This is a genomic window from Sphingobium limneticum (genome assembly GCF_008710155.1).
Taxonomy (GTDB): Bacteria; Pseudomonadota; Alphaproteobacteria; order Sphingomonadales; family Sphingomonadaceae; genus Sphingobium; species Sphingobium limneticum.
The window spans coordinates 16,063-42,782 of sequence record NZ_VYPZ01000030.1 but is presented as its reverse complement, the minus strand read 5'-3'; the positions used below and the strand labels follow the sequence as shown (position 1 = coordinate 42,782).

The following is a 26,720-nucleotide window of genomic DNA, read 5'->3' as shown; positions in this document are numbered from 1 at the left end:
AAACTTATCCGAAGTTCGCCGGTGACCACCCGCGAAACTGACCGGCCGCTACAGCGCTTTATCGATGAGCGCGCGTCCGGTCAGCTTCGCTACCCTCAAAACCTACACCACGCGCCGGGACACGACCCGGCACCGATCCGAGCGAGCGTCTATTCCGACAATTTAGCCTGGGCCAGTCCGAGTGGCTGGTTCGGCGGTGGGCCTTGCCACGATCGCGCCGAAGCAAAAGCGGCGTGCGATTTACGTTTCGCTGTTCGCCACTGCAGCAGGCGGCGTCGCTTTCCAGTGCTCGGGCTAGGCGGAGGCTTTGATGGCCGCCGTCTTCGGTCATCCGCGCCCAGCTTTTGCTAGTAGCCGAACTAAAGCTGACATTGCAGGCTGACCGCCAGCTTCGCAAATTACGTATACTGCCACCTCCAGGCCGATACCATCTCAACGGCAAGCTCCCTGGGGAGCGAGAATCGACCGGGCATGTGTCCGGTCGAACTGAAACTCAGACTTGAAGGAATCATATTTGCGCAAGAAAGCAGCGATTATCGCTTCGCTCGCAGCCTTTGGCGTCCTTGCCGTCGGCGCCGGGCCAGTTCTCGCCGATGGGATGCCGCCGGGCATGCCCGACCTTGAACAGACGCTCAAGGCGAAGCCGGCGCCGGCTCGGTCCGACACGGCCCAGATGCAAGGCATGCGACACCGCGAAGTGCGGATGCCCGGTGAGATGATGCAGGACCATCGGATCGCTACGCGGGAGATGGGGACCCAGGACGGAGCCTCCCGCATGTTGCATAGGTCGCGGGGCGGTTGCTGACCCTGCAATTAAGCCAGCTCCGACCACGAGGCGGGGTGGCCAACGACCGTGGCCTGGTTCAACCGCAGCTTTGGCCCGCCGTTCTCCCACGGCGGGCCAATTGGTTTTTGCACTTCGCTGCCGGCCGCCATCAAGCGGGATCATGAATTGGCTTGACCTTGGACCATGGTCCACCCCGCACGATCCCGCGCATGCTTGTCGCGATCAAAAGCGGATTCGTAAGTTACGTATACAGACTGCGTCTCGCTAGCAGCATTGAAGCTTCGGAATTGCCGGGATCGGAACGTCGATCGGGCAACAGGAAGAACACTCGGAGACCCTCAATGCGACAGACGACATTTCTCGCGGCGCCCGTCAGCCTCTTCGCGACGCTAACCTTCGCCGCCGGCACCGCTCTCGCCCAGTCGACGCCCGCGCCCGCGCAGGCTGCGCCGGCCCATGCCCACCAGCAGGGCATGGATCATGGCGGGCAGCAGATGCACGATCAGATGATGAAGGATCATCAGGCCGGCGCGCAGAAGCAGCAGGGGCAACCGGCCCAGCAGGATCAACAGGGCATGTCGGGGATGGCCGGCATGTCCGGCGGCTCGCCTGCATCGAACGGCTCGGGCATGGCCGGTAAGGCGAAGAGTGGCTGCTGCAAGATGCCGATGAAGAAGGCCAAGCCGGCGGCGAAGAAGAAGACCGCCAAGCCCATGGCCGACAAGCCGATGAGCGACATGTGAGGTTTCCAGCCCCGAGAACAGACCCCAGGGGCTGAGGGCCCGCCGTTCCCCCGCGGCGGGCCAGTTCTTTGACGATGCCCAGCGTCGCCCCGTGCTCCCAGCTTTCAAAACCGGGTCCGAGCGTCTGACTTGACAGAGGAAACAGCGATGCGAAAACATCTTGGCGTCGGTGCTGCTGTTGGCTTTCTGCTCTTTGGCAGCACGCCGCTCCTCGCACAGGGTATCGGCCATAGCTTGTTCATGCGCGGCAAGATCGTCCGTATGGATGCGGGCGGCACAGTGGCCTGCCTGGGTAAGGCCGATGGCGCGCACATCGGGCAGATACTCGAAGTCTATCACGCAACGCCGCGCCACCGCCGTCTTGTCGGTCATGTCGAAGTCGACCAGATTTTCGACGACCATTATGCTCATTTCCGCGTGAGGGACGGGACGCTTCAGAAAGGCGATTGGGTGAGCCTAAAGCGCGTCCGGGCGTAACGCCAGAATTGGAATGCCAAGCGCCGCCCTCGCCAAAAGAAGACTCGGCCGAGTAACGCCTGTCTCGGCATAATTCCGATCAGGCGTGCGCGAATAGGTTCGGGAGTCGATGAATAGTCATCGGCTCTGTTGGCGTGTCTGACCCTCAAGCCCGCGACCCCGATACCAGACTACCTTCTGCGGAACTTACTTATAGGCCACCCGGGCAAAGAGATTACTCCGTCAGGCCATCGATAGAGATGGAGTCAGGTTATGTTCGAGAAGGCGATCGGGACCATTAACGCGGCGGCCTCCTTCCGACACCGCTATGATAATTTCATCGGAGGCCGCTGGAGCGCTCCTGCGGGCGGCGAGTATTTCGCCGACACGAGCCCGATCAATGGCGCCCAGATCGCAGAGTTCGCGCTGTCGACGCCGGAAGATGTCGAGCGCGCGCTCGATGCGGCGCACGCCGCCAAGGATCAATGGGCAAGGATCGCGCCCGCCGAACGCGCCAGGATTCTCAATCGCGTCGCCGACCGGCTCGAGGACAATCTGGAGTTGCTGGCACTTGCCGAGACGATCGACAATGGCAAGCCGATCCGCGAGACGCGCGCTGCCGACGTGCCGCTCGCGATCGACCATTTCCGCTACTTCGCCGGCTGCATCCGGGCGGAGGAAGGCGGCATCTCGACGATCGATGCGGACACCATCGCCTATCATTTCCGCGAGCCGCTCGGCGTCGTCGGCCAGATCATCCCGTGGAACTTCCCGCTGCTGATGGCGGCGTGGAAGATCGCCCCGGCGCTGGCGGCGGGCAACTGCACCGTCATCAAACCCGCATCCCAGACGCCGCTCACCTTGCTGATGTTCGCCGAGCTCACCGCCGACATCCTGCCGCCCGGCGTGCTCAATGTCGTTACCGGCCCGGGACGGACCGTTGGCCAGGCGATCGCCGCCAATCCGCGCATCGCCAAGGTCTCGTTCACCGGCGAGACCGTCACCGGCAAGCAGATCATGCACGCCGCGGCGGACCATCTGATCCCCCAGACGATGGAGCTTGGCGGCAAGTCGCCCAACATCTTCATGGCGGACGTGCTCGACGAGGACGATGCCTTCTTCGACAAGGCGCTCGAAGGCTTTACTTTGTTCGCCTTCAACAAGGGCGAGGTCTGTACCTGCCCGTCGCGCGCCCTGATCCATGAGTCGATCTTCGACCGCTTCATCGAGCGCGCCGTGGCGCGCGTCGCCGCGATCCGCCAGGGCGATCCGCTCGACCCGTCGGTCCAGGTCGGCGCGCAGGCGTCGGAGGACCAGCTCCACAAGATCCTGGGCTATATCGATATCGGCAAGGCCGAGGGCGCGCAGTGTCTGGTCGGTGGCGCCAGGGCGCTGCCGGGCGGTGCGCTCGACCAGGGCTATTTCGTGCAGCCGACCGTGTTCGTGGGTCAGAACCACATGCGCATCTTCCAGGAGGAGATCTTCGGTCCCGTCCTGTCGGTCACCACGTTCAAGACGGTCGAGGAGGCGATCGCACTTGCCAATGACACCGCCTACGGTCTTGGCGCGGGCGTCTGGACCCGGAGCGGCAACACCGCCTACCGGCTCGGCCGCGCGATCGAGGCCGGGCGGGTCTGGACCAACTGCTATCATCAGTACCCCGCCCATGCCGCCTTCGGCGGATACAAGGCATCGGGCTTCGGGCGTGAAAACCACCGGATGATGCTCGATCATTATCAGCAGACCAAGAATCTGCTCGTCTCCTATGACGAGCACGCGCTCGGCCTATTCTGACCCCCCGCTTAAAAGGAGAAACGGACATGGCGAAAACCATGAAGGCGGCGGTCGTCCGCGAATTCGGCAAGCCCCTGGTCATCGAGGAGGCGCCGATCCCGACGGTCGGCCCCGGGCAGATCCTGGTCAAGATTGCGGCAACCGGCGTGTGCCATACCGACCTGCACGCGGCAGAAGGAGACTGGCCGGTCAAGCCCAACCCGCCCTTCATTCCCGGCCATGAAGGCGTCGGGCATGTCGCCGCCGTCGGTGCGGGCGTCACCCATGTGAAGGAAGGCGACCGGGTCGGCGTGCCCTGGCTCTACACCGCCTGCGGGCACTGCGTGCATTGCCTGGGTGGCTGGGAGACGCTTTGCCACGAACAGCAGAACACCGGCTATTCGGTCAATGGCAGCTTTGCCGAATATGTCCTCGCCGATCCCAACTATGTTGGTCACCTTCCCGACAATGTCGACTTCCTCGACATTGCGCCGATCCTCTGCGCGGGCGTCACCGTCTACAAGGGATTGAAGGCCACCGAGGCCCGACCCGGCGAGTGGGTGGTCGTCTCCGGCATTGGCGGGCTCGGCCACATGGCGGTGCAATATGCCCGAGCCATGGGTCTCAATGTGGCCGCGGTCGACATCGACGATAGCAAGCTCGACCTCGCTACACGCCTTGGCGCCACACTGACGGTCAACGCGCGCAACGAGGACCCTTCGGCAGCGCTCAAGAAAGCCATTGGCGGCGCGCACGGGGCGCTGGTGACCGCCGTTTCGCCCAAGGCGTTCCAGCAGGCGCTCGGCATGGTCCGGCGCGGCGGCACGGTCGCGCTCAACGGCCTGCCGCCGGGCGACTTCCCGTTGTCGATCTTCGACACCGTGCTGAACGGCATTACCGTGCGAGGCTCGATCGTTGGCACGCGGCTCGATCTGCTCGAGGCACTGGCGTTCGCCGGCGAGGGCAAGGTCAAGGCCACGGTCCATGCGGACAGGCTCGAGAACATCAACGACGTCTTCTCCCGCATGCATCATGGCGACATCGAGGGCCGGATCGTCCTCGACCTCGCCTGAAGCCGACTTCGCGAAAGTACAGTTCATGTCTCCCTTACATATCCGGCCGATCGCGCGGCGCCGTTTCGTCCAGGGGCTGGCGATCGGCGGCGCGGTCGCCGGTTTCGCCCCGGCGCTTCTCGCGCGATCCGCACCAACCTTGCCCGCTGAGCTGAGCGGGACCGAGTTCGACCTCGAGATCGCCGAGCTGCCGGTCAACTTCACCGGCAAACGCCGTATCGCGACCGCCGTGAACGGCAGCGTGCCCGCGCCGGTCCTGCGCCTGCGCGAAGGCGACACGGTCACGCTGCGCGTACGCAACGGCCTCAAGGAGATGTCGAGCATCCATTGGCACGGCATCATCGTGCCGGCGGAGATGGACGGCGTGCCCGGCATCAGCTTTGCCGGCATCGCGCCGGGCGAGACCTTCACCTATCGCTTCGAGGTCCGCCAGAGCGGAACCTACTGGTATCACGCTCACACGCTCGCCGAGCAGACGGGACTCTATGGAGCGATCATCGTGGAGCCAAAACAGGTGCCGACGGCGCGGGCGCCCGATCGCGACTATTGCATCGTGCTCAGCGACTGGTCGGACGAGCCGCCGTTGCAGATCTTCCTCAATCTCAAGAAGCAGAGCAGCTACTATAATTTTGCGCAGCCGACCGCCGGCGATTTCCTCAAGGATGTCGGCACCATGGGCTTGGGCAAGGCGCTCGAGCGGCGGCGGATGTGGAACAGCTCGCGGATGAACCCGACCGACTACAGCGATGTCTCTGCCGCGACCTACACCTATCTGATGAACGGCGCGCCGCCCGCCGGCAACTGGACCGGTATCGCCGCGCCCGGCGAGCGCGTGCGCCTGCGCTTCGTCGGCGCGGGGACGGCGACGTTCTTCGACGTGCGGATCCCCGGGGTCGAGCTGACGGTCGTATCGACCGACGGGCAGCCGGTCGAGCCGGTCACGGTCGAGGAATTCCGGATCGGCCCGGGCGAGACCTACGACGTCGAGTTCACCATGCCCGAGGGCGGCGCCCGCACCATCTTCGCGCAGGCGATCGATCGGAGCGGCTATGCGCGTGGCACGATCGCACCGGCCCCGGGCATGGCGGCAGCCGTGCCGCCGCTCGATGCCCGGACCTGGCTCGAGCCGGTCGACATGATGGGCGCGATGGCGACGATGGGCGCAATGGGAGGCGACGCGCATGCCGGGCACGGCATGACCGAGATGCCGGCCAGGGCACGGCACGCCCGCACCGAATATGGCGCCAATACCGACATGCGCGTCGACTATCCGCGCACCAATCTCGACGATCCCGGCGCCGGGCTGCGCGGGCGCGGCTGGCGCGTGCTGACGCTGGCCGATCTGCGCACGCCGGGCGGCGATCCCGACCCGCGCGAGCCCGAGCGCGACATTGAGCTGCATCTGACGGGCAATATGGAACGGTTCATCTGGTCGCTCGACGGCATCAAGCTCAACGATTCCAGGCCGCTTCATTTCAAGCCAAACGAGCGGCTGCGCGTCACCTTCGTCAACGACACGATGATGGCGCATCCGATGCATCTGCACGGCATGTGGAGCGATGTCGAAGGCCCGGACGGCGCCTTCCAGGTCCGCAAGCATACGGTCGTGGTCCAGCCCGCCCAGCGGGTGAGCTTCCGCGTCACCGCCGACGCCATGGGCCGATGGGCCTTCCACTGCCATCTGCTCTATCACATGGCGGCCGGCATGTTCCGGGAGGTGGTGGTCGCATGATCCGGATTTTCCCCTCGCGCGGCATCGCTCTTGGCGCTGCCCTCTTCCTGGCGCCGGCGATCACGGCTCCCGCCCTCGCGCAGGATGCCTCGCCCCCGTCGCCCGCCGCCACCCCTGCCCAAACGGCCACTCCCGCTCAGCACACCCCTTCCGCGCAAGGCTCTCAGGACCATGCGGGCATGGACATGCCGGGCATGGATATGACCGACACGAAGGCGTCCGGTAACGGCGCCACGATGGAGATGGGCTCGATGCAGGGTGGCAAGGCCCCGCCGGACGCGCGCAACTCGGACGATTATGCCGACGGCTATCGCAACTCGACGCTGCCGGGCTATGAGATGGCCGACAAGCTCTCGATCCCCAAGATACTTGTCGATGAGCTCGAATTCGCCAGCGGCAACGAGGGTCAGGGCGTGGGTTGGACCGTGCTCGTCACCAAGGGTCAGGACAATGACAAGCTCTGGCTGCGCAGCCAGGGCCTCAAGAACTCCCGCGACCAACGTCTCGATCCGGAGAGCAGCGTCGAGGCGCTGTGGTGGCACAGCAAGAACCCGTTCTGGGGCACGCTGCTCGGGGTCAGGCAGGATCTCGGCAAGGGCGCGACGACATGGCTGGCCGCCGGCGTCGAGGGACTGGCGCCTTATTGGTTCGACGTCCAGCTCACCGGCTATGTAGGAACCGATGGGCGTCTCGCGGCGCGCGCCAAGGCCTCCTATGAGGTCCTGTTCACCAATCGGTTGATCCTTACGCCGCAGGTGGAGACCAATATCTATTCGAAGCGGTCGAGCGATCGGCAGCTCGGCAGCGGCTTCAGCAATGTCGAGCTGAGCGGACGGTTGCGCTACGAGGTGTCGCGCAAGTTCGCGCCCTATATCGGCTTCGTCTGGGAGCGCGCATTTGACGGCACGGCCGATTTCCGTCGCCTGCGCGGGGAAGGGCCTTCCGAACACAGGCTGGTGATCGGCTTGCGCGCCTGGTGGTGATCCGCGGATGGCCACTCGAGGGGTCGACCGCGAACGCGCCGCGTGACAAGGCTGGATCGCAAGCCAACGGTCGCTGGCCGGCCTCCTTTTTCGTCTTGTTGCTCGCGGCGGCTGCGGCGTCGGCGGGACAGACGGCCATTCTCGCCTTCCTTCCGGCACTGGTCGACCCGGCTCGTGGCGCGCTATCGTCAAGCGCTCATGATTTTCATGTCGCGAGCCTGACCGCGGTCCATCCCCTGGCAGCCTTGCTGGCGGCGCCGCTCTGGGGCTGGATCGCGGACCGGGTCGACTATCGGGCGATGTTGCGCGCAGCGCTGGTCATCCTCGCCCTGGTGACCGCGCCGATCGGCCTCGTCGGGCTGCCTGAGCTTTATGCATTGCGCCTGGTGGCGGGGATGGCGTCGGCCGCCATCATACCGTTGGGCTTGCTCTGCGCGAGCTTTGCCGCAAACGAGCGCGCGGACCAGGCGCGGCGCTTCACCTGGCTGACCGCCTTCTTGTTTCTGGGCGATCTCGCCGGTCCGCTGGTGGCGGAGGTCTCGGCCGCGATCCTGCCCCGCGCTCCCCTCATGATCCTCGCTTTCGGCATCGGTGCCGTCGGGGCGGCGCTTTGCGCCGTGCGTCTGCCGCGCTGGTGTGCACCTTGCATCGATGGCGGAGACCTGCCCGCGCCGACGCTCGGCGCGACGCTGATCCTGCTTTTCGTCACGATCGTCGCGGGCGGCGGGCTGGCGGCGATGCATGTCAATCTCCTGGTGACGCGGAGCGTCATTTCGCTGAGCCGCGAAGAGATCGCCTGGATGCTCAGTCTCTGCGGATTGGGCATGCTGGCAGCACAGATCTTCCATGCGAGGCTCGATTGGCTGGTGACCATGCCGAGGCGGCTTGCGGGGCTGACGCTCGGCCTGCTGGCTGCGGCGCTCTTCCTGTTCCCTGTCGCCGCGAGCATGGCCGAACTCAGTGGGATCATCGTTGCTGCCGGCTGGAGCTCGGCAACCCTTCGATTGGTCACCAGCTTCTGGATCAGCGGTGCGGCAGCCCCTTCGGGTCTGAAGCTCGGTCTCCAGCATTCCGCCGCCAGCATCGGGCAGGCGCTCGCGCCGCTGGCGATCGCCGTCGTCGCTCCCGGGGCGCAGCACTTAGTCTTGTGGGGGATTGGTGGTCTGTCGCTGACGCTGCTTGTGTCCTTGCCGCTCGCCTGGAGGCCGCGCGCCATCGTGAAATCTTCAGCGTGATGAGGGGTAGGGGGCATCAATGCGTATAGATCATTAGGAACCCTATCGCATGCTTCCGGGAGCCGTTCATGAAGACCCGTCTTTCTGCCGCCTTGCTGTTCCTCGCCCTGCCCGGCGCAGCGCTTGCGGCGAATGATGTCGTCGTCCACCGGGACCCGGGTTGTGGATGCTGTGAGAAGTGGGCCCAGGCGCTTCGCGCGAAGCTGGGCCGCACGGTCGTCATGCGCGACGATGCGTCGCGCGGGGCGCTTCAGCGGAGGGCCGGCATGCCGGGCACGCTGGCATCCTGCCACAGCGCGATGGTTGATGGCTATCTGATCGAGGGCCATGTCCCGGTCGCCGATATCAAGCGCCTGCTGGCAACCCGTCCCGTAGGCGTCAGAGGCATTGCGGTGGCGGGGATGCCGATCGGCTCGGAGGGCATGGAAGTGGCAGGCGCCGCCCGCCAACCCTATGCGGTGGTGTCGTTCGGCAGTTCGGGCCAGAAGGTCTTCGCGCGGCATTGATCACGCACGCCTCGGCTCTCGCTGGTGATTTCCTGTTTGAATGACTGGGACTTGCTCGCCCCCACCTGTATAGTCATTTGATGCATGCTCCCGCTCGCCCCCATAGCCGCGCATCCGCTCCCCGGGCGAAAGCTGCTTCTGTGGGCGAACCCGCGGTCGACGCTGCCGGTGCGGAGAAGCAACCTCGCTATGTGGCGATCAAAGACAGCATTTTCGAGGACATCCGGGAAGGTCGCCTGAAGCCCGGCGACCAGACGCCGTCAGAGGCCGAGCTCGTCGAGACGTTCAAAGTCTCGCGCATGACCGCAAACCGGGCGTTGCGGGAACTGCAATCGGCCGGTGTCGTGGTACGGCGGGCGGGGCGGGGCAGCTTTGTCGCCGAGCCCCGGCCGATCGGGCAGCTGATCGAGATCCGCAACATCGCGGAGGAGGTGCGCGGCAGGGGCCACGCCTATCGCGCGCGCGTCATTTATAATATCGAGATACGGGCTGATGCGGAAAGGGCAGCTCTGCTGGAAGTCGGCTTGGGCACGCGCCTCTTCCATTCGCTTATCGTCCATCACGAGACCGAATTCCCAATTCAGGTCGAGGAGCGCTTTGTGCTGGCATCTGCTGCGCCACGCTACGGAGAGAGGGATTTCAGCGCCTCGACGCCGAATGAATATCTGACACGTGTTGCCCCGCTCGAGCGAGTAGAGCACCGGGTGTGCGCGGCGATGCCGGATACAGCCATGCGAACAATGCTGGGCCTCGCTGAAGGAGAACCAGTGCTAATGATGACGCGCAGAACCTGGAGTCGCGGACGTCTCGTATCGCACGCTTGGCTCACGCACCCGGGCAATCGGTTCGAGCTATCGGCGGCTTTTTCTGTTGGGACCTAGCGATCAGCCCGCGCCCAACTTGACGGCCGATTTGCGCCTGCGCCGCAACCATCGCACGTCGGCGCGACTGAAGCTCTTAAACAGCAGGTAGAAGCCCGTCCCCGACAGCCACAAAGTACCGAACGCAACGAAGACGATCAGCGGGTGATTGAAGCTGGTGCGGTTCACATAGTCCATATTGTGGAGCATCCAGAAGAAATCCCAGGTGCGCCATGTGTCGCCGCGCATGACCAGGAATCGGCCGGTGTCGGCGGAGATGTAGGCGCTGCTGTTCTCTGCGTCCGCGAAATCCAGTCGCCACATGGTGCCTTCGTGCTCGCGCGCTTCCACATTCGGTTCGGCGAGCAACGTTGCCTTGCGGATCGGTGCTTCATTCACCATCGTCGCGACGTCGCGCGCGACCTGCTCGTCGACCCGAACCGGGGCGCCGCTCGTCGCGTCGATTAGCCGCGTGCCCGTGGTGGATCGAAGCTCGTAGACGGGGCGTGTGGCAAGGGACCGCAAGGCGATGCCGAGCACGGGACCATCAAGAGCGAGCTTTGCCGGCGCAATATAGTCACCGGCAGGTAGGGCGTGCTGATGGCTGGCCTGCGCACTGTGTCCGCCGACCTTCTCCTGATCGAGCAAGGCCATCATCGAGCCGCTCAGAGCCCAAAGGAGAAACTGCACGCCCAGGATCAGGCCGACCCATTTGTGGATGCGCCGAAAAAAGAGCGGGGTGAACCGGATTTTCTTCATGCCTTCTTCTTCCTGCGCCGCGGGAACGACCAAAGCAGCAGCCAAGCCCCGGCCAGCGCCATGGCAAGGGCACTCCAGGTCGCCACGCGCAGCAGCGGATTGTTGACGTCGGAGCGATCGTCATAGTCCATGATGTGCAGCATCCACGCGAAATCGAACACGCGCCACAGCGCATGGCGGCGCGAGATCAGCTCACCGGTCTGCGGAGAGAGATACAGGGTTGGCCGGTTCCAGGCATCGAATTCGACCTGCCAATAGGGAGGCTTGCGCGCCTGCATTTCCAGTGGCGCCGTCGTCAGCAGCCGGGCTGCGACGATGTCCCCGGTGCCGCTGTAGATGCGCCGAGCGGCGGCGCGGATTTGTGCCTCGCTCAAATCGGGGATGGGCTGTCCCGAACCTGCATCGAAGAGTCTTGGACCACCCGGGGTTTGCGCGCGCCAGACGGGCTGATCCATGAACCGTTGCAGGCGGATCTCGGACGCGTCGGGAGCCGATTGAACAATCCGCGCCGGCGGGACGAAGCTCGCAAGGTCGATGGGGGCGACGACCGGTGGGCGGACCAGATCGTCGCCATGGATGATGTCGATATGGACGGCCACCATATAGAAGCCGGTCAGCGTCCAGAGCAGAACCTGGACGCCGACGATCAGGGCCAGCCACTTGTGCGTCCGGCGGATGACCAAAGGCCAGCGAATTGCCATGTGCTGCCCTTCAGAACGCGGTTCGGAAGCCGGCGTAGAAGCGCCGTCCGAGCAGATCATAGGTCATCGTGTCGGTGTTGGCATCGGTGAAGCTCTGGATATAGGGCGCCTTGCGGTCGAACAGATTATCGGCCCCGATCTGGAAACGTGTCTTCTCGTCGATCGCGAAGGCAAGCTGAAGATTGTGGTAGAAGACGTTCGGCGTGCGGTAGCCGATGTCGCCGGCCGATGCGTTGAAGTCGGTCGCCTTGCCGATCCATTGTGTCGACCAGGTCGCGCTGATGCCGTCCTTTTCCGCCGTCAGCACGCCATAACCACGCCATTTCGGATAGCCGCCATTGCCGCCCCCGATAAACCCGTCGAAATAGATCGGCGCGCCGCCGGGGAAGGGGTTTACGACATATTTGTTGAGATAGGTCATGTTGAGATCCAAGGAGATCTTCACCTCGCCCACCGCACCACTGTACACCAGACCCAGATCGAGACCATTCATCTCCTCGCGGCCGGTGTTGATGGGCTGGGCGGAGAGGTAAGTGACCTCGCCGGTCAGCGCGCTGCGCGTAAAGTCGCTGCAGAACGGGTGCGACAGGTTCTGGCTCGCATAGCAGACTGCGAGCTTGGTCGAGCCGGGAATGGCCCGGATCGCGTCCTTGATCTTGATGTCGAACCAGTCTGCCGTCAGCGACAACCCTGGGATGATGCCGCGCGGCGATATCACCGTACCAACGGTCCAGGTCGTGGAGCTTTCGGGCCGAAGGCTCTGGTTACCGCCCACTGTGGTGAGGATCGTGGTGCCGAGCTGCGTATAGTTGGCCGGCACACCGGACGCCTGACAATTGGCGATCAAGGTCACGTTGCCGCTGGAGGTGTAGCGCGAGCAGGGATCGGTCGTGGTCAGATTGCCTTCCGAGACGCCGCCGAAAAGCTCCGGCACGTTGGGAATGCGAAAGCCCGTCCCATAAGTGCCGCGCAGACGGATGCTGTCATTGACTACCCAGTCGGCACTGAGCTTGTAATTCCAGTCGCTCCCGAAGAGATTATAGTCTGAGTAGCGGACTGCGCCATCGAGCGTGAGCGCCTTGGCGAAAGCTGTGTTGGCAAGCACCGGCACCGATAGCTCGAGATAGGCTTCCTTGGCGGTGCTCGAGCCCGAAATAGGATCCTGCTGATTGACGTTCGCCACGCCGAGCACCGTCAACGGGTCGGGATCGCGCCAGCCTTTTTCGCGCCGATAGACCACGCCGGTGGCGAAGGACACCGCGCCGGCTGGAAGGGAGAAGAGATCGCCGTTGAGGTCAGCCGTGACCGTGCCGAGTTCGTTGCCTCCGCGATCGCGCGAGGTGAACAGAATATAATCCAGAACCTGAGGTGTCAGGTCTCCGAACCCAAGATAGTCACCGCAGGGGATGGCCGCGCCCGCCGTGCTGGAGCATTTGCTCCTGTCGAGCGTGTTCGCGACGCGCTCGAGATTGGCGATGTTGGTCGAGCCGTCGACGGCCGTGTTACGCCCGAAGCTGCCCGCGACTTCCCAGGCCCAGTCGTTCGCCAGCTTGCCGCGCAGCCCGAAGGTGCCTTGCCAGGTATCGGTCTCCTGGAAGAAGTGGCGCGCGCCGGGTTCGGCGAGGCGGCGCTGGGCCAGGACCAGGTTCTGGCCGGTCGGATTGGTCGGATTGCTGGCTGGTATCGAGAGATTGCGCAGCGTGCCGGGTGTCGCGATCTGATTCGACTTGCGGAACGTATAGAGGAACTCGCCGAACGCCTGGATACCGTCGGTCAGCGCATAGTCCGCGAAGAAGGCCGTGCTGACGCGCTCGACTGGGCTGACCGCATTGAGAAACGGGTTCGAGTTGAAGTTGTGCTTGGCGGGACTGTAAGGCTCGTAGAAGTTCCCGTTCCCTCCGGGTACCTGGTTGAAGTTGATCTGTTGGCCGTTGGGCAGCACCGCGCGTCCGCCGATCGTCGAGGCGCTGTTGACGCAGCTCAGCGAGCCCGGCGTCGTTTCAGCGAGCGAGCAGGGCGCACGCGAGGCCATGTTGACGGCGCTGGTCTTCTGGTAGGTGACTGCTGCCATGAACCCGCCACGATCGTTGCGAATGCCCCAAAGTAGGTCCGCGGTGAGATCGGAGCCGTCGCCGCGCTCGGTAATGCCTTGTCGGACGCTGAGACCCAGGCCTTCATAATCGGTGCGCGTGACAAGGTTGACCACGCCGGCCATGGCATCGGCCCCGTAGATAGCGGACGCGCCATCCTTGAGGACATCGGTGCGTGCCAGCGCCACGACCGGGATCATGTTGAGATCGGGTGAGGAATTGGCGCCGGTGCCGCCCGCGACGAGGCGTCGGCCGTTGAGGAGCACGAGTGTGCGCTTGATGCCGAGGCCGCGCAGATTGACCTGAGCAGTGCCATAACCGTTGTTGGTCCAGTAGGCCGATGTCTGGTTGCCCGCGAAGCCGGCATTGGCCGGCAAACGCTGCAAGGCGGTTTCGATATTGACGATGCCGGTATTTTGGATCTGCTCGGCGGTGACCACGGTGGCCGGTCCAACCCCGGCCAGATCCTGCCGACGGATTCGTGAGCCGGTAACGACGATGTCGCTGTCATCCCCCAGGACTTGTGCTTTTGGCTGCGGTGTCGGATCGGCCTGAGCGAGAGCCGGCGCGGCGTAGCCCGCGACGATGGCGGCGCTGCCGAGCAGGGCCATCCTGATGGTCATGTGCAATCCCCCTGACGTTTTAGAACAGCCACAGACAACATCAGTTGTATATACAGGTCAACAGTATTTTTCCTGTTTTTCCAATACCTTATTCTCGTGAAATTTAGATATAGATATAGCTATAATACGCACGCCAGACGTCGAACCCTCATGACTGAAGAGATATTTTTGCGAGCGCTCATTTGCAAAGCTGCTGAGATAGGAGATAGAATATCATATCGTAATACAGCCTCGCACGCTTCGATTTGATGATCGGGACATTTGGCCGGCAAGAATGCGAAGCGGCATGATCACATGTTATTGGTGTCGGCGTGATATACCTAGGTATAGCGCTAGAGATGCTCCGGGAACATTAGTCCTTTGCTGAGCTTGCACGCGCCAGGGAAAGTAATACCGATGCGGACCGCATTTGATCCTCGTTTCCTGGATGTGTCGCGCCTTCTTCCGGATTGAGCCGCAGGTTCGCCTTTTGAGGCAGATGAAACGACTCCTGACGAAACGTCGTGCGACGAGTCCGGCGACCTGAGATCGTCGCGCAGCCACTGGGTCACTTGGCGATGATCCAATCCGGTTCGGCAGTGGCGGCGCAGTCCTCGAACGTCGATCGCATCCGCGGAGCCGACGGGCCGGCTTGTGCATGAGCCGCCCTGATTTTGCCGCTGGGCAGTACGGCAGGTTGCGAAAAATGCTTGCTGTGTCCCGGTCGGCGCGCGGGCGTGCAGCTCGCGCCTCGCACGATCACACGCGCAGCAGTCGCCCCACCGCCCGCATGATCGTCGCCCGGCGCGCCGCGTGCTCGGCAGCGTCGCGTGCAGCTCCGGTCATGCACCAGAGCTGGGTGAGGGCGGCGACAAGCCGGACGACATCCAGGGGCGTGAAGTCGGCGACGATCCGCCCCTCGGCCTGCGCCGCTGCGATCCCGTCCAGCTTCTCCCCGAGAAGGACCTCGCCGGCCGGGAGCATCAGAACATCCTGGCCACGCTCCAAATGATGCCAGGTCAGCAGCCTCCACAGGCGCGGGCGTTCGACCAGCAAGTCATAGGTGCGCCCCGCATAACCCTCAAGATCATTGGGATCGAAGCGATCGGCCTGCGCCGCGTCCATCACTTCCTGCGTCAGCGCGGCATCGAAGAGCGCCTCCTTGTCCCCGAAATAGGTGTAGAGCATCGGCTTGCTGATACCCGCCGCCTGCGCAATCCGGTCGATCCGCGCGCCCGCCAGCCCATGGGACGCGAACTCCTCGGTCGCTGCAGCCAGGAGCGTCTCGCGGCTCTGTGCGGCATTCCGCCGGGTTCGTTGCTTCATCACACCTCCAAGCATTGACGCATTCCAGGTTTCAAGTTACCTACCAGTTGGTAATATATGGAGTAACATATGTCCAATCACTGGTTTCTCACGGGCGCGTCCAGCGGCATCGGCCGCCATCTGGCCGAACTGATCCTGGCCGCTGGCGACGACCTTACCGCGACGGCCCGCAAGCCCGAAAGCCTCGATGATCTCGCGGCGAAATATCCGAGCCAGCTGCGCGTCGAAGCGCTCGACGTCACGGTCAAGGACGATATTGCTGCGGTCGTGGCCCGGGCGCAGGCGCGTCGACCCGTCGATATTCTGGTCAACAGCGCCGGCGGCGGCGTGATCGGCGCCACCGAAGAGATGTCGGACGCCGAGGTCGAAGGCCAGATCGCGCTCAATCTCATGGCGCCCATCCACATCACCCGCGCCTTTGTCCCCGCCATGCGGCTGCGCGGGAGCGGCCGGATCATCCAGATCTCCAGCGCTAGTGGTCAGGGCTCGCTTCCGACGAGCAGTCTCTATCATGTGGCCAAATGGGGCCTGGAGGGCTTCAGCGAATGCCTCCGCCAGGAGCTTGAACCCTTCAACCTGTTCGTGACACTGATCGAGCCGGGCGGGGCGCGCACCAGCTTCAGCCACAATCTGCAATTCGCCAGCGAGATCGCCGCGTATCGCGATACGCCCGCCGGCCATATCCGCAAGATGTTCGAGACCGCCGGAAACGAGCTCTACACGCTCGACCCGCAAAAGATCGCGCAAGCGATCGTTGATGTCGCAACCAGCGACCATCCGCCGCTGCGCGTGACTCTGGGGGGTGACGCTTTCGGCGTTGTCCAGGCGGCGCTGCAATCGCGGCTCGCCTTTCTGCAGTCCCAGGAAGCGCTCGCGCGCTCGGTCGCTTTCGACAGTTGAGCTTTTCCGTCTTCCAGCTTTCGTCTCCGCGCGGTGCGACGCGCCTCACCGGGGCCCGCCAACCCTGTCGTCAGCGCCGTTATCCGATACTTAGGTATAGTCATCCGACACGATTGCAGAGGCGCCACACGGGCAATCGCTTGGTACCATCGCAAGAGAGGAAAACCCTCGCGGTCGCCAATCAAGGGTGCGCAGACCTTCGCAGTCTGCGTGCCCTTGATGTGGCAGCGCGCCGCCCAGCCACGCGCGTCATGAACGGGAGCGGCCTTCTGCGAAACCCAACGCTCCGCCGCATTTTCTATAAGCTCTCGCTCGAATTGCTGCGCGCCGCCTTCTTCTTCCTGCGATTGGGCTTGAAGAATGACGAGTGTTTGTGCGCGCGTCTCAATAGGCGAGGCACACGGCTTCCGGTCGCCGCCGCCGTTCTTTGTCACAATGGCAAACGGCTACGGCCGGCGACCCTGATCGATCCGGCGTGCGAGCACGTCGGCAAGGATGACTTCGTGTGGATCAAAATGTCCCAGCCCAGCGAAACAGAACTTGCCGACATCGCCGGGAATTACGGCCTTCACCCGCTTGCCATGGAAGGTGCCGACAACGGCCACCAGATTTCGAAGCTCGACGATCACATGCTCAGGGTTGAGAGCGCCATCACCGGCATCCGCGACATCCTGATCTCGGTGTTCGAGGCGAGTCACCTGCTCGAACAGCAGCGCCAAGGTGCGATCACCCGTTAGCTTGCCGCCCGGGCTGCGATCCTCGCGGTGCCTACCGCGATTGCCGGAATCTACGGCATGAATTTCGAGAATATGCCCGAACTGAAGACGCAATGGGGATATTTCGTCATCCTCGGCGTCATCGCTGCGGTCTGCATTGGGCTCTACATCCGGTTCAAACGTAGCCACTGGCTTTGACGGCGCAGATCGGCTTTCCACATCGCGCCGGGCTGAGGCTGCCGGGGGCCGGCCGCCACAATTCAATGCTTTCGAAGCGTCTCGATGCGGTGCCGGTCCAACGCTTCGAGCAAAGCCCTGCCGATCAGCGGCTTTGCGAGAACATGATCGAAGCCCGCCTCAGCGGCCCGCGAGGCCAGCAGCGTGTCATGAAAGCCTGAGATCATGATCGCGCGTCCCGACCATCCGATCTCGCGAAGGTGACGCAGCATCGCGAATCCGTCGATGTCGGGCATGCGATAGTCGAGGATGACGCAGTCTGCCTCCTTCGCGCGGGGGTCGGCCAACAGCGCGTGGCCGGTCGTATATCCCCACACGGCATAGCCGCGCGATCTCAGCAGCAGCTGGAGGCCACGCCGCACGCCGGGATCGTCGTCGGAGACGAGGATGGTGTATCTGCCATCATGCTGAGTGGAACGGACCGATGGCATTGCGAGAAGCGGACACCCGTGTGACGATTGCACCATCGATCGCATATCGCGCCTCGTCCCGTCGCTACGTAGAGGTCGCAGTCACTTCGGCTTGCGGCCCATGCCCGCGGCAAAGGCGATCCGCAGGGCTTCGGACAAATTGCGGACCTCGAGCTTGGCCATCAGGCTCGCGCGATGGACCTCGACCGTTCGCGATGAACAGCCCAGGTCATAGGCGATCGTCTTATTGGGCAGGCCGTTCGCCAGCCCTTCCAGCACTTCACGCTCCCGGGGCGTCAGTGCAGCGACCCGCACGCCGGCTTCAGAGGTTTCCAGAGTGCGAAGGTCGACATCGTCGAGACGCGCGAACGCGCGGCTGACGGCGCCGAGCAGGGCGGCTTTCTCGAAGGGCTTCTCGAGAAAGTCGACCGCGCCGCCTTTCATGGCCTGCACCGCAACCGACACGTCGCCATGGCCGGTCAGGACGATGACCGGCATATTGACCCCGCGTGCTGCCATGGCGGCCTGAATCTCGAGACCGTCCATCTCGGGCATGCGCACGTCGAGGATGACGCAGCCGACGGCCGCCGACTTCGCCTCCTTGAGAAACTCCACGCCCGAGGCATAGGTCACGACGTCGTAGCCCGCGGTCTTGAGCGCAAAGCTCGCCGCCTTGCGGATGCTCTCCTCGTCGTCGACCAGATGGATGACGCGTCTATCCCCCATGTTCCTCCTCCGCCCGCGCATGGATCAAGGTAAAATGAAAGCGCGCGCCGCCGCGGTCGGGGCGCTCCATCCAGATACGGCCCCCATGCGCTTCGATGATGGTCCGGCAGATCGAAAGGCCGAGGCCCATGCCGTCGGCCTTTGTCGACTTGAACGCCGTGAAGAGCTGCTCCCGGACCTCGTCGGCGATGCCGGGGCCGGTATCCTCCACGGTCACCTCGATCAGCCCGTCAGGGCGCAACCTGGTCGCTACCTTGAGGTCGCGAACAGGACACGCCGCCATCGCCTCGATGGCGTTGCGCATCAGGTTGACCAGCACCTGCTGGATCTGCACCCTGTCGACGAGAACCGGCGTCGCGGCGGGATCGACCGCGAAGAAGCTGCGGATGCCGCGCTCGCGTGCACCGACCAGCGCGAGCTCGCTCGCCTCGGCGACAACCTGCGGCAGATCGTGGAGGCTCTTGTCGACCTCGCCGCGGGCGACGAAATCGCGCAGGCGCCGGACGATATGGCCGGCCCGCAGCGTTTCCTGTGCCGCATCATCCATCACCGACCGTAGCGACACGAAGGGTTCGTCGTCCCGCTCGTCGAGCATGTCGCGGATCGTCTCGAGATAGAGCGCGACCGCGGCAAGCGGCTGGTTGAGCTCATGCGCGAGGGTCGAGGCCATCGTGCCCATCGCGCTCAGCCGGGAGACATGGACCAGCTCTGCCTGCAGTTCCTTGAGCCTGAGCTCATCCTGCTCCTTGGCGGTGAGATCCCGGATGAAGCCGGTGAACAACCGCTGCCCGTCTTCACCGGCCTCGCCAACCGACAGCTGCATCGGGAAGGTCGAGCCGTCGCGGCGCTGGCCGACCACGACGCGGCCGAGGCCGATGATCCGGCGCTCGCCGGTCTGGAGATAATGCGCGATATATTCGTCATGCCGGTCGCGATCGGGCTGGGGCATCAGGCAGGAGACGTTGCGGCCGACGAGCTCGGTTTCCGAATAGCCGAACAGGCGTTGGGCGGCCGCGCTGAACGACGTGATGTCGCCGGTCTCGTCGATGATGATCATCGCATCGGGGACGGTCGCCAGGATCGACTGGAGATGCTGCTCGCGGGTCTCGATTGACGCCCTGACCGCCGCCTCGTCGGTGACATCGCGACTGATGCAGGCAAAGCCTCGATGTGCGTCGCCTTCGAACAGGGCGCTGATCGTCAGGCGCGCGAGATACTCCGCTCCGTTCTCGCAGACCCGCCACGCTTCGCGCTCCAGCGTGCCTTCGTGAAGGGCGGCCGCCAGGTCTGCGCACGGGCGGCCGGCCGCAATCTCGTCGGGCGGGTAGAACAGGTCATGGGGCTGTCCCAGGACGCGATCGAGGGGCCAGCATTCGGCACGCTCGCCTTCTTCATTATAGCTCAGCACGATCCCGGCAGGATCGAGCAGCGTCAGGACATGGCCGCCAGCCTGTCGCAGGAACAACGGCGCAAGCCGCACCACCTCCCTGGCAATCTCGTCCGCCCCGCGCCTCGTGTCGACCATCGGCCGGCTCACATACCTGGCCGGGCGCACGTATCCGGGCGTAGCCCGACCGTGCCACTCAGCGCCGCGCGAGTATGGCCTTCATCTCGTCGATTTCCTGCCGCTGCGAGCGCTTGATCGCTTCGCAAAGCCGGATGACTTCCGGATCGCTGAGCTTTGCTTCCTGGCACATCAGGATCGCCCCGGAATGATGCGGGATCATCGAGCGCAGAAAGGCCGTGTCGCCGATCGTGGTCTGGGTGCGGATGAGTGCAAAGCTGCCGAAGAAGGCGACCAGCGACGCGGCGATCAGCGCGATGTTGGCGGCCTTCGACACGAACATGTGTCGCATGGCGAGGATCATCAGCACCACCATCGGTGCGACCATCATCAGCGTCATGTAGAGCATGTTGAGGTTGTTGTAGAAGCTGTCGAGCCCGTCGATCATGACGAACATCACCAGATACATGATGACGCCGCTGATGACGGTCTGAACGGCAAGGCTCCAATAGGCACCCATCTTCCGGGTGTTCATGTGGGACGAATGGTCCATGGCGTATCTCCTTCGCTCGGCGCCGGCCGACCTGGGTATGAGTGTAACGCCCCGCTCTCTTGTTCGCCCCCACCATCAGCCTCCTGATGCTAAAACCAGAAGCGAACGCCGGCGACGAAGCTGGTGGCATGGACGTCCTCGCCCGCAAGCCTCGACAGCCGCGCCGTGTCTCCGGCTTTGCGCAGATAGGAAACGCCGATGTAAGGTGCGAACTGGCGGCTGAATTCGTAGCGCAGGCGCGCGCCGAGCTCTATGTTGACCAGCCCCGAACCGATGTCGTTCTCCGGAATATCCTGCGCGGCGAAATTGACCTCGGCGCGCGGCTGCAAGATCAGGCGCTGGGTGATGCGCTGGTCGTAATAGCCCTCGACCCGGCCCAGAACATCGCCCTTGGTCGAGAGGAACAGCGCGCCTTCGACCTCGAACATGCCAGGAGCCAGGCCCTCGACGCCGATCGTCGCGTAGGTGCGGTCGGGCCCGCGGCCGAAGTCCTGGCGGATACCGCCCTGAAGATTGAAATAGGGGTCGATGGCCCGGCTGTAGAGCACCTGCACCTCGGCGCTGTCGATGCCGCGGCCGAACTCGCCTTCGCCCTCGCTCTTGAGCCAGAGGCGGTTGATGTCGCCGCCGTAAAAGCCTTCGCCATCCCAGCGATAGCCATCGCGGCCGCTATGCGCCTGATACTCGAACAGGTTGAGCAGCACCTGCCCGAAATTGTTGCCGCCGCTGTCCTTCATCATGATGTCGCGCGAGCGCGCCATCTCGCCGCCGGGAAAATCCCGATCGGCGAAGTGGTCGCCTGGGGGCGGCGGCGGGGGCGCATTGCCGGCCGGAAGTGCGGTGCCGGTCATTTGCATGCCGGGCATGGCGGGCGTTCCCGGCGTCGCTGTCTGGCCATGCTGCGCATGGTCCACCCCGGGCATGTCGGGCATCGCGCCGTCCTGATGCTGGGAGTGGTCCATGCCCGGCATCTCCGGCATTGCGGGAGACGTGGATTGCGGCTGACCGGCCGCATTTGCTTGCGCCGCGGGAGTGGTCTGGTGCTGCGAATGGTCCATTGCCGGCATGGTGTCCGGCGCTGGCTTCTGAGCGCGCGGCCTGGCAGTGGGCTTGGGGCGCGGCGCGGCGGCCTTGTCCTTCTTTTTCTCCTGCGCCGGCCGCGCCCCGCCCGGCGGCGCCATGCCGGGCATGTCGTGCATCGAATGATCCTGGGCAAAGGCGGGTGCGGCGGCGAGAAGGGCGATCGCGCTCACCAGCGGCGTGAGGATGCGGGTCATTGCGCGTCTCCCTTCGGACGCACGCTCACGACCCGCATCATCCCTGCATGCATGTGGTAGAGGAGATGGCAGTGGAAGGCCCAGTCCCCGACCGCGTCGGCGGTGAAGTCCCAGCTCACCTTGCCGCCGGGCTGGACGATGACGGTGTGCTTGCGCGGCGCATGGTCGCCATGCCCGGTCACCAGCTCGAAGAAATGGCCGTGGATGTGGATCGGATGCCCCATCATCGTGTCGTTGATGAGATTGACGCGCACCCGCTCGCCTTCGATGAACGGGATCGGCTCGTGATGGTCCGACATTTTCTCGCCGTCGAACGACCACATGAACCGCTCCATGTTGCCGGTGAGGTGGATGTCGATGCTGCGGCTCGGCGCGCGCACGTCTGGATTGCGCTCGAGCGCCATCAGATCCTTGTAGACGAGCACCTTGTGGCCGACGTCGGTGAGGCCCTGGCCGGGCTCGCCGGTGCGGTCGACGGGCATCGGCGAGATGGTCTGGACGCTCGGATCGCGCTTCACCTGCGGCGCGTTCGAGAAGTCGCGCATCTTCATCGAACCCATCGCGTGCCCGCCATGATCCATGCCCGCCATCTGGCCATCGGCGCCCATCGCGCCGTGGTCCATGCCGGCCATCGATCCATGATCCATCCCGCTCATCGCGGAATGATCCATCCCCGAATGGTCCATGCCCGCCATGGCGCTGTTGTCCATGGTCGCCATCGCTGCCGCCGCGCCGGTCGCGAGGCGCGCGGACGCGTTCTTCTCGGCCGTCGGATCGACGCCCCGCATAGCGCCGCCCGACATGTCCATGCCTTCCATGCCCGGCATCGAGGACATGTCCATGCCCATGTCCTTCATGTCGGCGAGCGGCCGTTTGCGTAAGGGAGGCACCTCGCCAGCCATGCCGGCGCGCGGCGCGAGCGTGGCACGCGCCATACCCGAGCGGTCGATGGCCTCGCCGACAAGAGTATAGGCCTTGTCCTCGCCTGGGCTGACAACGACGTCGTAGGTCTCGGCGACACCGATCTGGAACTCGTCGACGGTGACGGGCACCACATTCTGCCCGTCGGCCTGGACGATGCTGAGCGGCAGGCCGGGTACGCGGACGTTGAAGGTGGTCATCGCCGACGCATTGATGACGCGCAGCCGCACCCGCTCGCCCGGGGTGAAGAGCGCGGTCCAGTTGTCCATCGGACCATGGCCATTGACGAGATAGGTGTAGGTCGATCCGGTGACATCGGAGATGTCGGCGGGGTCCATCCGCATCTGGCCCCAGTCGAGCCGGTCCTTGAGTGGCTGGTCCTTGCCCGAGAGCAGCCCGGCCAGCGTCTGGCGCTGGAAGTTGAAATGGCCGGGGTTGACCTTGAGACGCCGGAAGATCGCCTGCGGCGAGAGTGCGCTGTGATCGGCGAGCACGATGACATGCTCGCGGTCATAGGCGACCGGATCGGCACCGGCGGGGTCGATGATGATCGGGCCGTAATGGCCTTCCTGCTCCTGCAGGCCCGAATGGCTGTGATACCAGTAGGTGCCGCTTTGCACGACGGGGAACTGGTAGAGGTAGTTCGATCCCGGCTTGATGCCCGGAAAAGACACGCCCGGCACGCCGTCCATATTGGCCGGCAGGATCAGCCCGTGCCAGTGGATCGAGCTGTCCTCCTCGAGTTGATTGACGACGTTGAGCCGCACGCGCTGGCCTTCGCGCAGCCGGATCAGCGGGGCGGGGACCGTGCCGTTGAGACCGATTGCGCGGAACTGGCGCCCGTCGATGCTCATCGACTGCCGGGCGATGGTCAGCGTGATGTCTTCGCCCGACACGGTCGGTAGCGTCGGTCGCATCCCCGGCGAGATGGTCTGCGCCCAGGCAGGCAGCCAGGCTGATAATGCGGCGCCACCACCGGCGAGGGCCGCGCCGCGAAGGAACTGGCGGCGGTCGAGGGCAGAAATCATTCGGTTTGTCTCAGCTTGCGGAAAGAGGGCGGACCTATTGGAAATACGCAGCCCACCCGCCTGCCCCTCAAACTTTCTTCAAACTTTCCGCGAGGCGCGCCCGGGCGCGGTAGAGGCGGGTCTCGACGGCCTTCTGGGAGATGCCGAGGATCTCGGCGGTTTCGGCTTCCGATTTCTCGTCGATCGTCCGCAGGATGAGCGTGTCCTTGAGCGAGGCGGGCAGGGCGGCGATCGCCGTCATCGCCTCGGCGAGTTGCTGTTCGGCATCCAGGGCGCGGTCGGCCGAGGGGGCGTCGTCGACGATATGTTCGGCTTCGCCCAGAGGGAGGGCGAAGGAAAAGAAATTGCGGACCGCACGGCGACGGCGCCAGTCGTGGCATTTGTTGATGACGATCCGCGACATCCAGACCGGGAAGGGCCGCGTCCCATCATAGCGGCTGAGCGCGGAAAAGGCGGCCACGAAGCTCGCCTGAGTGACGTCGAGCGCCTCGTCGGGGCTACCGACATGGCTGCGCACGAGACGGTGTACCCAGCCCTGATGCCGGCGGACCAGCTCGCCATAGGCCGCTTGCCGGCCCCCCAGCGCCAGAGCCGCAAGCTCCCCGTCCGAGCAGTCGGGGAGGTGGAGCGTCATTTTTTCTCGGCCGTCAGCGCTTTCACGACGGCGTCGTCGAACTTCACCGTCTGGTCGGGGCGGAGCACCGCACGCATCGCGAAGATATGCTCGAGCGTTTCCTTCTGCAGCGCGCCCATCGCCTGGTGTGACCGGTCGACGGCGGCGGAGACCTGAGGCCCATAGCCATGTTCCGACCTGATGGCCTGCGCGAGCCATGCATTGTCGGCGCGCAGTTCCGCTTCCAGGGCCTGTCGGCGGATGGCGTAGCGGGCTTCGATAGCCTCGAGCCGTGCATGTTGCGCGCTATCCAGCTTGAGATCGCGATGGAGCAGGTCGTGCAGCTCATTCTCGACAGGGGGCGCCGGCACGACATAGAGCCGGCCGATCACGACCCCCGCTACTGCCGCAACAAACGTCAGCAGCACGAGAAGGAGAAGGCCGCGGCGATCGCGCATCATTGCGCGCTCAGCAGCGTCGAAGGAGCGAGCGCGAGCCGCGCGTCGAAGGGCGATGCCGCAGCATCTGCCGAACGCACTGGCACCGCGGAACCGGCGATGCCGATGAAGAGCGCGACCGCGGCTGCGACACCGAAGGTCGTGGCGCTCAGGCGCGGCATGGCCTGGAGCCGGGCGATCTCGGCCATGACGCGGCTGTCCAGCCCGGCAAGCCGGGGATCGAGCGGCGCTTCCCGCAACCGGCTGAGCATGTCGTCGAGGTGGTCCATGATGTTTCTCCGTCTTCTCTTCTCAATACGCAGGGTGGTCTTCTAACCCTTGTCCGGGAACAAAAAGAAAATTGCGAGGGGTGCAGGTCGCGGCTGCGTATTCTCTCATGTCACTGACAGGAGAATGTCCAAATGCGCTTCTTTTCGCCGCTCGCAGCCATCGCCGCCGTCGGCCTGAGTGTTTCTGCTCCGGCCTACGCCCATCCCAAGCTCGTGTCCTCGACGCCCGCCGCCAACGCCAGCGTCCCGGCGCCGTCGCGTATAACGCTCACCTTCAGTGAAGGTCTGATGCCGAAGCTGTCGGGCGCCGAGATCGTGATGACGGCATGCCCGGCATGCCCAACCACCGCATGGCGGTAACCGGCTTCAAGACGTCCGTCGAAGGCGACAAGACGCTCGTGCTGACGCTCGCCAAGCCGCTCATGGCGGGCAGCTATCAGGTCGCCTGGCACGTCGTCTCGACCGACACGCACCGCATCCAGGGCAATCTCGCCTTTACCGTCAAGTGACGCCATGAACGACGTGGCACTCGTCGCCGTCCGCTGGGCGCTCTACGTCGATCTCGGCCTGTTGTTCGGCCTGCCGCTGTTCGCGCTCTATGCGCCCGGCGGCGGCCGGATGGTACAGCGGCATCTGCCGATGGTAGCAATGGTGGCCGGTCTCGCCTGTCTCGCCCTCCTGCTGTCGGCGCTGGGGTTCGCGTTGCAGGCAGCGGCCATGACCGGGCTGCCGCTCACCCAGCCTGATCTTTCCATGGTCGCAGAGCTGTTCAACGGCACGTCCATGGGAACGGCGCTGAAGGCGCGCCTCGTCGCGCTCCTCGTTCTTCTGCTCTCCATCCCCTTCTATCGCCGGCAATCCCGTCCTGCCTTCATCGCCTCCACTCTGGCAGGCGCGGTCGCACTCGCGACCCTCGCCTGGAGTGGGCATGGCGCGGCTGGCGAAGGCGAGGCGGGCTGGCTGCAACTGGGGGCCGATCTCATCCATCTGCTCGCCGCCGGCGCCTGGGTCGGCGCGCTTGCCGCATTCCTCGCGCTGGTACTTCCCAGGCTCGCAACCGACGATCTCGCCGCTCAAGACATGGACCGGGTCACGCTCGCCGAGGAAGCGTTGCGGGGCTTCTCCCTCGTCGGCACGATCATCGTCGCCCTGCTGATCCTGACCGGGACGGTGAACGGCTGGTTCCTCGTCGGTCCGGGCAACATCGCCTCGCTCGGGCAGTCGACCTACGGCCTGCTGCTCATCGCCAAGCTGCTGCTGTTCGCCGGCATGCTGGGCCTGGCCGCGCTCAACCGTTATCGCCTGACCCCGGCACTTGCGCAGGCGATCGAGGAAGAGGACGCGCCACGGGCGCAGGCGCTGCTGCGCGCGAGCCTCGTCGTCGAAGGCGGGCTTGCGATCGTCATTCTCGGGCTCGTCGCCTGGCTGGGGACACTATCGCCGCCCATGTCGATGTAGCTTATCGTTTCGGACGCCTCGCGT

General features: G+C 64.5%; 25 protein-coding genes and 2 pseudogenes. 13 read left to right on the top strand and 14 right to left on the bottom strand.

Features of this window, described 5'->3' with window-relative positions; genetic code table 11:
• Window positions 1-508: 508 nt before the first annotated feature.
• Window positions 509-730, bottom strand: coding sequence for a hypothetical protein (locus F4U94_RS24825; protein ID WP_037479748.1), 222 nt, complete (start codon window positions 728-730; stop codon window positions 509-511).
• A gap of 398 nt (window positions 731-1,128) precedes the next feature.
• On the opposite strand from F4U94_RS24825, the gene F4U94_RS24820 reads away from it, so the two are divergent.
• From F4U94_RS24820 to hutC, 9 genes are all read left to right on the top strand, one after another.
• Complete coding sequence (locus F4U94_RS24820; protein WP_015449265.1) at window positions 1,129-1,530, top strand: hypothetical protein; 402 nt, start codon at window positions 1,129-1,131, stop codon at window positions 1,528-1,530.
• A 147-nt stretch (window positions 1,531-1,677) separates the two neighbouring features.
• On the top strand, window positions 1,678-2,007 hold the full coding sequence (locus F4U94_RS20840) for a hypothetical protein (RefSeq protein ID WP_004212674.1): 330 nt from the start codon (window positions 1,678-1,680) through the stop codon (window positions 2,005-2,007).
• A gap of 252 nt (window positions 2,008-2,259) precedes the next feature.
• The gene (locus F4U94_RS20835) at window positions 2,260-3,780 is read left to right on the top strand and encodes an aldehyde dehydrogenase family protein (RefSeq protein ID WP_015449264.1); all 1,521 of its coding nucleotides are present in this window, start codon (window positions 2,260-2,262) and stop codon (window positions 3,778-3,780) included.
• A 26-nt stretch (window positions 3,781-3,806) separates the two neighbouring features.
• Window positions 3,807-4,832, top strand: a complete 1,026-nt coding sequence (gene adhP, locus F4U94_RS20830; RefSeq protein WP_037479749.1) for an alcohol dehydrogenase AdhP — start codon at window positions 3,807-3,809, stop codon at window positions 4,830-4,832.
• 25 nt (window positions 4,833-4,857) lie between these two features.
• Window positions 4,858-6,564 carry a copper resistance system multicopper oxidase gene (locus tag F4U94_RS20825; protein WP_015449263.1) on the top strand — a complete coding sequence of 569 codons (1,707 nt, stop codon included), beginning with the start codon at window positions 4,858-4,860 and terminating at the stop codon, window positions 6,562-6,564.
• Window positions 6,561-7,547, top strand: coding sequence for a copper resistance protein B (locus tag F4U94_RS20820; RefSeq protein ID WP_202594732.1), 987 nt, complete (start codon window positions 6,561-6,563; stop codon window positions 7,545-7,547). Before F4U94_RS20825 ends, F4U94_RS20820 begins: the two co-directional genes overlap by 4 nt.
• Complete coding sequence (locus tag F4U94_RS20815; RefSeq protein WP_047100336.1) at window positions 7,541-8,782, top strand: MFS transporter; 1,242 nt, start codon at window positions 7,541-7,543, stop codon at window positions 8,780-8,782. The genes F4U94_RS20820 and F4U94_RS20815 overlap by 7 nt, the downstream gene beginning before the upstream one ends.
• 68 nt (window positions 8,783-8,850) lie before the next feature.
• Window positions 8,851-9,288, top strand: coding sequence for a DUF411 domain-containing protein (locus tag F4U94_RS20810; protein ID WP_004213035.1), 438 nt, complete (start codon window positions 8,851-8,853; stop codon window positions 9,286-9,288).
• Between the two features lie 140 nt (window positions 9,289-9,428).
• Entirely contained in the window at window positions 9,429-10,169 is a 741-nt protein-coding gene (hutC, locus tag F4U94_RS20805) for a histidine utilization transcriptional repressor HutC (protein ID WP_004213136.1), read from the top strand.
• Window positions 10,170-10,172: 3 nt separating this feature from the next.
• Here hutC and F4U94_RS20800 read toward each other — a convergent pair whose 3' ends face one another.
• The 4 genes from F4U94_RS20800 to F4U94_RS20785 all read right to left on the bottom strand — a co-directional run bounded on the left by F4U94_RS20800 (window position 10,173) and on the right by F4U94_RS20785 (window position 15,626).
• Window positions 10,173-10,907: a PepSY domain-containing protein gene (locus F4U94_RS20800; protein WP_004213137.1), complete on the bottom strand. Its 735-nt coding sequence runs from the start codon at window positions 10,905-10,907 to the stop codon at window positions 10,173-10,175.
• A complete protein-coding gene (locus tag F4U94_RS20795; RefSeq protein ID WP_004213138.1) occupies window positions 10,904-11,608 on the bottom strand; it encodes a PepSY domain-containing protein in 705 nt (234 codons plus the stop codon). The genes F4U94_RS20800 and F4U94_RS20795 overlap by 4 nt, the downstream gene beginning before the upstream one ends.
• 10 nt (window positions 11,609-11,618) lie before the next feature.
• On the bottom strand, window positions 11,619-14,321 hold the full coding sequence (locus F4U94_RS20790; protein ID WP_015449259.1) for a TonB-dependent receptor domain-containing protein: 2,703 nt from the start codon (window positions 14,319-14,321) through the stop codon (window positions 11,619-11,621).
• Between the two features lie 738 nt (window positions 14,322-15,059).
• Complete coding sequence (locus tag F4U94_RS20785) at window positions 15,060-15,626, bottom strand: TetR/AcrR family transcriptional regulator (protein ID WP_015449258.1); 567 nt, start codon at window positions 15,624-15,626, stop codon at window positions 15,060-15,062.
• Between the two features lie 69 nt (window positions 15,627-15,695).
• On the opposite strand from F4U94_RS20785, the gene F4U94_RS20780 reads away from it, so the two are divergent.
• Window positions 15,696-16,526 (top strand): SDR family oxidoreductase, encoded by an 831-nt coding sequence (locus F4U94_RS20780; protein WP_150412194.1) that lies wholly within the window; start codon window positions 15,696-15,698, stop codon window positions 16,524-16,526.
• Window positions 16,527-17,137: 611 nt separating this feature from the next.
• Window positions 17,138-17,440, top strand: a pseudogene (locus F4U94_RS25620) (CorA family divalent cation transporter); the annotation flags it as partial.
• Between the two features lie 62 nt (window positions 17,441-17,502).
• Here F4U94_RS25620 and F4U94_RS20770 read toward each other — a convergent pair.
• From F4U94_RS20770 to F4U94_RS20730, 9 genes are all read right to left on the bottom strand, one after another.
• Complete coding sequence (locus tag F4U94_RS20770; protein WP_016743851.1) at window positions 17,503-17,910, bottom strand: response regulator; 408 nt, start codon at window positions 17,908-17,910, stop codon at window positions 17,503-17,505.
• Window positions 17,911-17,991: 81 nt separating this feature from the next.
• Window positions 17,992-18,615 carry a response regulator transcription factor gene (locus tag F4U94_RS20765; RefSeq protein ID WP_015449255.1) on the bottom strand — a complete coding sequence of 208 codons (624 nt, stop codon included), beginning with the start codon at window positions 18,613-18,615 and terminating at the stop codon, window positions 17,992-17,994.
• Window positions 18,605-20,140: a PAS domain-containing sensor histidine kinase gene (locus F4U94_RS20760; protein ID WP_030089528.1), complete on the bottom strand. Its 1,536-nt coding sequence runs from the start codon at window positions 20,138-20,140 to the stop codon at window positions 18,605-18,607. Before F4U94_RS20760 ends, F4U94_RS20765 begins: the two co-directional genes overlap by 11 nt.
• Window positions 20,141-20,198: 58 nt before the next feature.
• Window positions 20,199-20,672, bottom strand: coding sequence for a DUF305 domain-containing protein (locus F4U94_RS20755; RefSeq protein ID WP_015449253.1), 474 nt, complete (start codon window positions 20,670-20,672; stop codon window positions 20,199-20,201).
• 89 nt (window positions 20,673-20,761) lie between these two features.
• Complete coding sequence (locus tag F4U94_RS20750) at window positions 20,762-21,949, bottom strand: copper resistance protein B (RefSeq protein ID WP_150412193.1); 1,188 nt, start codon at window positions 21,947-21,949, stop codon at window positions 20,762-20,764.
• A complete protein-coding gene (locus F4U94_RS20745; protein ID WP_015449251.1) occupies window positions 21,946-23,898 on the bottom strand; it encodes a copper resistance system multicopper oxidase in 1,953 nt (650 codons plus the stop codon). Before F4U94_RS20745 ends, F4U94_RS20750 begins: the two co-directional genes overlap by 4 nt.
• 67 nt (window positions 23,899-23,965) lie before the next feature.
• A complete protein-coding gene (locus F4U94_RS20740; protein WP_017501305.1) occupies window positions 23,966-24,532 on the bottom strand; it encodes an RNA polymerase sigma factor in 567 nt (188 codons plus the stop codon).
• The gene (locus F4U94_RS20735) at window positions 24,529-24,969 is read right to left on the bottom strand and encodes a periplasmic heavy metal sensor (RefSeq protein ID WP_026109207.1); all 441 of its coding nucleotides are present in this window, start codon (window positions 24,967-24,969) and stop codon (window positions 24,529-24,531) included. Before F4U94_RS20735 ends, F4U94_RS20740 begins: the two co-directional genes overlap by 4 nt.
• Entirely contained in the window at window positions 24,969-25,238 is a 270-nt protein-coding gene (locus F4U94_RS20730; RefSeq protein WP_037447996.1) for a hypothetical protein, read from the bottom strand. The genes F4U94_RS20735 and F4U94_RS20730 overlap by 1 nt, the downstream gene beginning before the upstream one ends.
• Window positions 25,239-25,370: 132 nt before the next feature.
• Between F4U94_RS20730 and copC the strand changes: the two are divergent.
• Together copC and copD are read left to right on the top strand one after the other, a co-directional pair.
• Window positions 25,371-25,747, top strand: a pseudogene (gene copC / locus F4U94_RS20725) (copper homeostasis periplasmic binding protein CopC).
• Window positions 25,748-25,751: 4 nt separating this feature from the next.
• Window positions 25,752-26,696, top strand: a complete 945-nt coding sequence (gene copD / locus F4U94_RS20720; protein ID WP_007406374.1) for a copper homeostasis membrane protein CopD — start codon at window positions 25,752-25,754, stop codon at window positions 26,694-26,696.
• Window positions 26,697-26,720 lie beyond the last annotated feature (24 nt).

Excerpts from the sequence above, each read along its gene's own strand:
- F4U94_RS24825 (WP_037479748.1), bottom strand. The coding sequence starts at position 730 with ATGGTCCTGCATCATCTCACCGGGCATCCGCACTTCGCGGTGTCGCAT.
- F4U94_RS24820 (WP_015449265.1), top strand. The coding sequence starts at position 1,129 with ATGCGACAGACGACATTTCTCGCGGCGCCCGTCAGCCTCTTCGCGACG.
- F4U94_RS20840 (WP_004212674.1), top strand. The coding sequence starts at position 1,678 with ATGCGAAAACATCTTGGCGTCGGTGCTGCTGTTGGCTTTCTGCTCTTT.
- F4U94_RS20835 (WP_015449264.1), top strand. The coding sequence starts at position 2,260 with ATGTTCGAGAAGGCGATCGGGACCATTAACGCGGCGGCCTCCTTCCGA.
- adhP (WP_037479749.1), top strand. The coding sequence starts at position 3,807 with ATGGCGAAAACCATGAAGGCGGCGGTCGTCCGCGAATTCGGCAAGCCC.
- F4U94_RS20825 (WP_015449263.1), top strand. The coding sequence starts at position 4,858 with ATGTCTCCCTTACATATCCGGCCGATCGCGCGGCGCCGTTTCGTCCAG.
- F4U94_RS20820 (WP_202594732.1), top strand. The coding sequence starts at position 6,561 with ATGATCCGGATTTTCCCCTCGCGCGGCATCGCTCTTGGCGCTGCCCTC.
- F4U94_RS20810 (WP_004213035.1), top strand. The coding sequence starts at position 8,851 with ATGAAGACCCGTCTTTCTGCCGCCTTGCTGTTCCTCGCCCTGCCCGGC.
- F4U94_RS20800 (WP_004213137.1), bottom strand. The coding sequence starts at position 10,907 with ATGAAGAAAATCCGGTTCACCCCGCTCTTTTTTCGGCGCATCCACAAA.
- F4U94_RS20795 (WP_004213138.1), bottom strand. The coding sequence starts at position 11,608 with ATGGCAATTCGCTGGCCTTTGGTCATCCGCCGGACGCACAAGTGGCTG.
- F4U94_RS20790 (WP_015449259.1), bottom strand. The coding sequence starts at position 14,321 with ATGACCATCAGGATGGCCCTGCTCGGCAGCGCCGCCATCGTCGCGGGC.
- F4U94_RS20785 (WP_015449258.1), bottom strand. The coding sequence starts at position 15,626 with ATGAAGCAACGAACCCGGCGGAATGCCGCACAGAGCCGCGAGACGCTC.
- F4U94_RS20780 (WP_150412194.1), top strand. The coding sequence starts at position 15,696 with ATGTCCAATCACTGGTTTCTCACGGGCGCGTCCAGCGGCATCGGCCGC.
- F4U94_RS20770 (WP_016743851.1), bottom strand. The coding sequence starts at position 17,910 with ATGCCATCGGTCCGTTCCACTCAGCATGATGGCAGATACACCATCCTC.
- F4U94_RS20765 (WP_015449255.1), bottom strand. The coding sequence starts at position 18,615 with ATGGGGGATAGACGCGTCATCCATCTGGTCGACGACGAGGAGAGCATC.
- F4U94_RS20760 (WP_030089528.1), bottom strand. The coding sequence starts at position 20,140 with ATGGTCGACACGAGGCGCGGGGCGGACGAGATTGCCAGGGAGGTGGTG.
- F4U94_RS20755 (WP_015449253.1), bottom strand. The coding sequence starts at position 20,672 with ATGGACCATTCGTCCCACATGAACACCCGGAAGATGGGTGCCTATTGG.
- F4U94_RS20750 (WP_150412193.1), bottom strand. The coding sequence starts at position 21,949 with ATGACCCGCATCCTCACGCCGCTGGTGAGCGCGATCGCCCTTCTCGCC.
- F4U94_RS20745 (WP_015449251.1), bottom strand. The coding sequence starts at position 23,898 with ATGATTTCTGCCCTCGACCGCCGCCAGTTCCTTCGCGGCGCGGCCCTC.
- F4U94_RS20740 (WP_017501305.1), bottom strand. The coding sequence starts at position 24,532 with ATGACGCTCCACCTCCCCGACTGCTCGGACGGGGAGCTTGCGGCTCTG.
- F4U94_RS20735 (WP_026109207.1), bottom strand. The coding sequence starts at position 24,969 with ATGCGCGATCGCCGCGGCCTTCTCCTTCTCGTGCTGCTGACGTTTGTT.
- F4U94_RS20730 (WP_037447996.1), bottom strand. The coding sequence starts at position 25,238 with ATGGACCACCTCGACGACATGCTCAGCCGGTTGCGGGAAGCGCCGCTC.
- copD (WP_007406374.1), top strand. The coding sequence starts at position 25,752 with ATGAACGACGTGGCACTCGTCGCCGTCCGCTGGGCGCTCTACGTCGAT.